The organism is Peptoniphilus catoniae, from assembly GCF_901447155.2.
GTDB classification, from domain to species: domain Bacteria; phylum Bacillota; class Clostridia; order Tissierellales; family Peptoniphilaceae; genus Peptoniphilus_E; species Peptoniphilus_E catoniae.
Genome location: NZ_LR588427.1, coordinates 1 through 1,105 on the forward strand (window position 1 = coordinate 1; position 1,105 = coordinate 1,105).

At 39.5% G+C, this 1,105-nt stretch carries 1 protein-coding gene; it reads left to right on the forward strand.

The genetic code is table 11. The annotated features are described in order from the left end of the window. Positions 1-1,105, forward strand: a 1,105-nt coding sequence (locus PEPCATONIAE_RS08550) for an InlB B-repeat-containing protein (RefSeq protein WP_180339386.1), incomplete at both ends; no start/stop codon positions are given.

Consider the following 1,105-nt stretch of genomic DNA (forward strand, 5'->3'; position numbering starts at 1 on the left):
ACCTGGACGTAAGTAACAACCCGGCACTTGAATATCTTTATTGTGGAGCTACCCAACTGACAAACCTGGACGTAAGTAACAACCCGGCACTTAAATATCTTAATTGTGGTAATAATAGACTAAAAAAACTGGACGTAAGCAACAGCCCGGCACTTCAAACACTTCATTGTGATGCTAACTTTCTGACAAACCTGGACGTAAGTAAAAACCCGGCACTTGAATATCTTTATTGTGAAGCTAACCGACTGACAAACCTGGACGTAAGTAAGAACACGGCACTTGTGAACCTTTTCTGTTATAACCAAACGTATGATGTTAAAGTAAAAATAAGTGATATGAAAATACCTTATGCAGATTTTCCGGGCTCATTTGACATCACGAAAGCAACAAGAATAGTAGGAGCTAATTCTGATTTTATAGTTGACGCCACAAAGCCAAGTATAGTGACATATAATTACAAAACGGGATATAACCCAAAATATTTTAATGTAACTTTAAATATTACCTATGATGCATACACAGTAACATTTAATACAAACGGCGGAAGTGCGGTAAGTGCACAAACAATAAAAACAGGCGAACATGCACAGAAACCGGAAGACCCGACAAAAGACGGTTACACATTTGCGGGCTGGTATAAAGACGCAGGACTGACAACACCATTTAACTTTGCAACAGAAACAATAAATGCAGACATAACACTTTATGCTAAATGGAATGAAAATCCACCAGCACCGACAAGCTACACAGTAACATTTAATACAAACGGCGGAAGTGCGGTAAATCAACAAACAATAACAGCAGGTGGTCTTGTAACAAAACCGGCAGATCCGACAAAAGATGGTTACACATTCGCAGGTTGGTATAAAGACGCAGGGCTGACAACACCATTCGACTTTGTAAATGAAACAATAAATGCAGACACAACAATATATGCAAAATGGACTCAAAACGCAGTAACACCAACACCAGAACAATTTACAATCACCTTCGACAAAAACGGTGGTACCGGAACAATGGCAGATGTAACTAAGAATAAAGGCGAATCATTCACCCTACCAGCCTGCACGTTTACACCACCAGTAGGCAAAGAATTCAAAGCTTG